We start from the raw sequence: 4,408 nt of genomic DNA on the forward strand, positions 1-4,408 counted from the left end.
TTACTATAGTAATTTTGGGATTAATTGTATTTTTGCATGAATTGGGGCATTTTGCAACGGCTAAATATTTTGGAATGCCTGTTACTGAGTTTGCGATTGGAATGGGGCCAAAGATTTTTTCGTTAAAAAAGAATGAGACGACTTATTCAATCAGAATTTTACCTTTAGGAGGATTTGTTAATATTGAGGGAATGCAGCCTGAAAGGTTTGATTTGGAAGCATTTAAGAAGGAAAAAATGGATGAAATTATTGAGGAATTAAAAAATGAAACAGGTAACAAGGATAATGATAATGAAATTGAAGATGAAAAATTTGTTGATGAAGTGGAAAGAAGGCTTAGCAAGGTTGTAGAAAAGGAATTAAAGAGACAGGAAAATATTCAGAAAAATGGATTTTTTGCCAAGTCGCCATTTAGCAGATTTGTTGTGCTGATTGCGGGAGTTGTGATGAACTTTATCTCTGCATTGGCAGTATTGTTTATAATGCTTTCAGTAGCGGGAGTGCTGCCGACTAAATATTCTCAAGCTATAGTTGGAGGAGTTGAGCAAAGTTCAAAAGTAAATGGAAGATTGAAGGTAAATGATAAGATTTTGGCAATTAATGGTAAAAATATATCCAATTGGAGTGAAATGACAAAAAGAATTGGAGAAATTAGTAAAAATTATAAAAATGAAGATATAGCTCTAAAAATCTTGAGAGATAATAAGGAAATTACTGAAAATGTAAAATTAACTTACAACAAGGAAGTGAAGGGAAACATACTTGGAGTACATCTGTTAAGCCAAAAATCAACATTTGGAGAAAGAGTAAAAATTAGTTTTTCTATGTTTGGAGATTATTTTAAAATGACACTTGATGGTGTGAGAATGCTTATAACAGGAAAAGTGGCAATGAAGGAGATGACAGGGCCTGTAGGACTTCCTAAGATAGTTGGCGAAGCTTATGGGCAAGGAGGGATTTTTGCTATGCTTGGAGTATTTGTATTAATTTCCATAAATATTGGAATTATGAACTTGCTTCCAATTCCAGCGCTTGATGGGGGAAGACTGATATTTGTCATTCCTGAGTTTTTTGGAATAAAAGTAAATAAAAAAATAGAAGAAAAAATACATATGATTGGGATGATATTTTTGCTTGTATTGATGTTGGTTATTGTATTTTTTGATGTTACTAAGTATTTTCAATAGAGAGGAAAATAAATTAGATGGTAGATTTTATACAGAAAACAAAAAGGCTTGTAAAGCTTTCTTCAGTAATTGCTCAATATGGATTTGATGAACTATTTAAAAGGGGAGACTTGGAAAAGTATATTCCTGGAAATATAAAAAGAAGATATAGTGACAAAATTGATGAAATAAATTCTTATACTTTTTATGAAAGGATAAGAATGGCGATTGAGGAAATGGGTCCTGTATATGTAAAATTTGGGCAAATGTTAAGTAATCGAAAAGACATTTTACCTGAAGAAATGCTTTTACAGCTTCAAAAATTACAAGATAGTGTGGAGATTGAAGAAGTAGATGTAAGAAAAAAAATGAATCTCGAACTTGGAATAGAAGTAGATGATTATTTTTCTGAAATAGAGGAAGAGCCGATGGCATCAGCTTCAATAGGGCAGGTGTTTAGAGGAAAATTAAAAAATGGGGAAAAAGTTGTTGTAAAGATTCAAAGAGAAAATATAAAGCCTGTAATTGAAGCAGATTTGGAAATTATGAAAAATCTTGCAAAAGCTTTGGAAAATTATTATGAAGAAATGAAAAAAATGAATATTGTAGATGTTGTGGAAAGTTTTGAAAAAATGCTCAATGATGAGCTTTCACTTAATAACGAGCTTCGTAATATAGAGCGTTTTGCAAATAATTTTAAAGGGGACGAGAGAATTCACGTTCCAATCGTATATAGACATTTTTCCAATAACCACGTTCTTACAATGGAAATGATAGAAGGCTTTAAAATTACTGATAAGGAAAAAATAGTAGAAATAGGGAAAAAACCTGAAGAAGTTGCAAGAACTGGACTTGATTTGTATTTGGTGCAGTTTTTAAAACATGGATTTTTTCATGCTGATCCCCATCCTGGTAATATTTTTATAAAGGAAAATGGGCAAATTGCATTTATTGATTTTGGTGCAATGGGCAGGCTTTATCCAAATGAGCGAGAACTTTTAATAAATTTGATTATTTATTCATTGAAAAAAGATGTAAAAAAAATGATTGAAACTATACGCAAACTGGCTATAAAATTTGAAGTTGCAGATGAAAGAAAGTTTGAGCGGGAACTTTACGGATTAATTGAGATGGTGGACGGGAATTCATTGGAAAGTATAGATATTGTTACGATTTTTGAAAAGGCAAGGAAAATATTCAGCGATAACCAAATTCTGCTTTCTGAAGATATTTACCTATTAATAAAGGGAATTGGTCAAATTGAAGGAATTGGTCGGCATTTGGATCCAAGTCTTAATATAACAAGAATTATGCAGCCATATATGGATAAAATAGCAAGAGAGCGGATGAATCCAGTAAATATTTTTAAAAAGGGAGCAGAAAAATTGGAAACCTTTTCTGATAACTGGCTAACTTTACCTACAGATTTAAAAAATATTTTGGAAAAAATTCAAAAAAATGAATTAAAACATAAGCATGAAATAATTGGTTTTGAGAAATTTCAAAAAACTTTTGAGCAATTAGTACTGGCAATTATTATTTCATCAATATTTGTGGGTTCATCAATATTAGCTCTAGCAAACATTCCTCCAAAAATATTTGGAATTTCTGGATTGGGATTATTAGGATTTGTTATTGCAGGAATTATGGGAGTAAATTTATTTTTTAAAAGTAAAAAATAAGTACTGGCAAAATAAAAACTATTTTTTTAGGACTATAATTAGTCAATTTAAAAAATAAAGGAGAGCTGCCATGGAAAATAATGTTTTATTAGCAACATTTGAAAATCAGCTAAGCGCATTTGAGGCTCTAGCTGACATAAAGACAAAATATTCAGGGGAAAATTATGTAATTACTCAGGCTGCAGTTGTAAGAAAGGAAGACGATAAGCTGAGTTTCAAGGATGGATTCGAAGTAAATGCAAATGGAAATATAGGATTTTTAAACGGAGGGCTTCTTGGAGGCCTTATTGGAATTATCGGAGGTCCGTTGGGAGTTATTTTTGGTGGAGCAGTAGGAGCTATGATAGGTGAAAGCCAAGGTGAAAAGGCTGACAAAAAAATAATAAGCATATTTGAAGATGTTTCAAAACACCTTGTAAATAACCATTATGCGTTGATTTTACTAACTTCCGAATCAGGGAATACAGAACTGGATAATTTTTTGAATAAATATAATCCTGAAACAATCCTTCGAAAAGATGCCAAAGTTGTTCAGAAAGATTTAGAATTTGCAAAAGAATATGAATCAAAACTAAAAACAGATATCGAATATAAGGAATTAAAGGAAAGATTTGAAAGCAAATCAAAAGAAGTAAAAGAAAATTTAGCTGATTTTTCAGAAAAGATAAAAGCTAACGCAGAAGCATTTACAGAAGATTTGACAAAATTTGTATTGGATTTGAAAAATAAATTTAAAAACTAGAGAAAATACAGGGGTAGAAATTTTATCCCTGTTTTTAAATTAAAATATATTTGAAATACAGAACTGTTAAGTTTATAGAAGCAAAAAATTATACTTAATGTAGATATGTGGAGGTTTAGATACAAAAGAAAAATGTAAATTTAACAATAAAAGAGTTTGTGTTTAAAAAATTTCCTGTGGAATTAAAAGTTATTTTCGTTATTGCCATTATAGTTAATATAACTTGTTTAGTATTTAATTTTTGAGGTAAAAAAATTTCGGGAATGAAATATTTTCAATAAGTATGTTCTTTTTTTAGGTTACTGGATATTTTGTTATTTGACTAGAAGAAAAGAGCTAAAAATAGAAAATGGGAATTTTTACTAGTATAAAAAAAATATTTGGGGAGAAAAATGATAAATTTATTTGAATTAGTAGAAGATATAGATAAGAAATTTTTAGAAAAATATTATGAAATTTTTGAAAGTATGGAAGAAAAGGTAGAGTTATCTAAAAGGGATTTCCATTATTTGCGAATAATTTTTGAAGCACAAAAAATAAACTTGACTGAGTTTTCAAAAAGGTCTAAAGTGTCAAAACCTGCAGTAACAAAAATAATAAACAAATATCTACAAAAGGGATATGTAATAAAAGAAGTTTCAGAAGAAGATAAAAGATTTTCATATATACAGCTTTTGGATGGAATGAAAATGTTTTTAGGAAAAAATCAGCAAATTGCAAACAGTATATATGAAAGTTTCTTAAATGTATTAGATAAAAATGAAAGAGAACAGTTAGAAAGACTATTAGTAAAAATAAAAAGTAATTTTTAAAAAATA

General features: G+C 29.4%; 4 protein-coding genes. All 4 read left to right on the top strand.

From position 1 onward, the window contains the following. Positions 1-5: 5 nt before the first annotated feature. Positions 6-1,187 (top strand): RIP metalloprotease, encoded by a 1,182-nt coding sequence (locus Q0370_RS06175; RefSeq protein ID WP_299573495.1) that lies wholly within the window; start codon positions 6-8, stop codon positions 1,185-1,187. Positions 1,188-1,204: 17 nt separating this feature from the next. Beyond that, positions 1,205-2,848 carry an AarF/UbiB family protein gene (locus tag Q0370_RS06180; RefSeq protein WP_299573486.1) on the top strand — a complete coding sequence of 548 codons (1,644 nt, stop codon included), beginning with the start codon at positions 1,205-1,207 and terminating at the stop codon, positions 2,846-2,848. A gap of 70 nt (positions 2,849-2,918) precedes the next feature. Further along, positions 2,919-3,590 carry a DUF1269 domain-containing protein gene (locus Q0370_RS06185; protein WP_147004774.1) on the top strand — a complete coding sequence of 224 codons (672 nt, stop codon included), beginning with the start codon at positions 2,919-2,921 and terminating at the stop codon, positions 3,588-3,590. A 392-nt stretch (positions 3,591-3,982) separates the two neighbouring features. Beyond that, a complete protein-coding gene (locus Q0370_RS06190) occupies positions 3,983-4,402 on the top strand; it encodes a MarR family transcriptional regulator (RefSeq protein WP_299573491.1) in 420 nt (139 codons plus the stop codon). Positions 4,403-4,408 lie beyond the last annotated feature (6 nt).

The sequence above is a fragment of the uncultured Leptotrichia sp. genome (genome assembly GCF_938036635.1).
Taxonomy (GTDB): domain Bacteria; phylum Fusobacteriota; class Fusobacteriia; order Fusobacteriales; family Leptotrichiaceae; genus Leptotrichia; species Leptotrichia hongkongensis.

What these genes read in the sequence shown, in the direction of transcription:
- Q0370_RS06185 (WP_147004774.1), top strand. Translation starts at nt 2,919, where the DNA reads ATGGAAAATAATGTTTTATTAGCAACATTTGAAAATCAGCTAAGCGCA.
- Q0370_RS06180 (WP_299573486.1), top strand. Translation starts at nt 1,205, where the DNA reads ATGGTAGATTTTATACAGAAAACAAAAAGGCTTGTAAAGCTTTCTTCA.
- Q0370_RS06190 (WP_299573491.1), top strand. Translation starts at nt 3,983, where the DNA reads ATGATAAATTTATTTGAATTAGTAGAAGATATAGATAAGAAATTTTTA.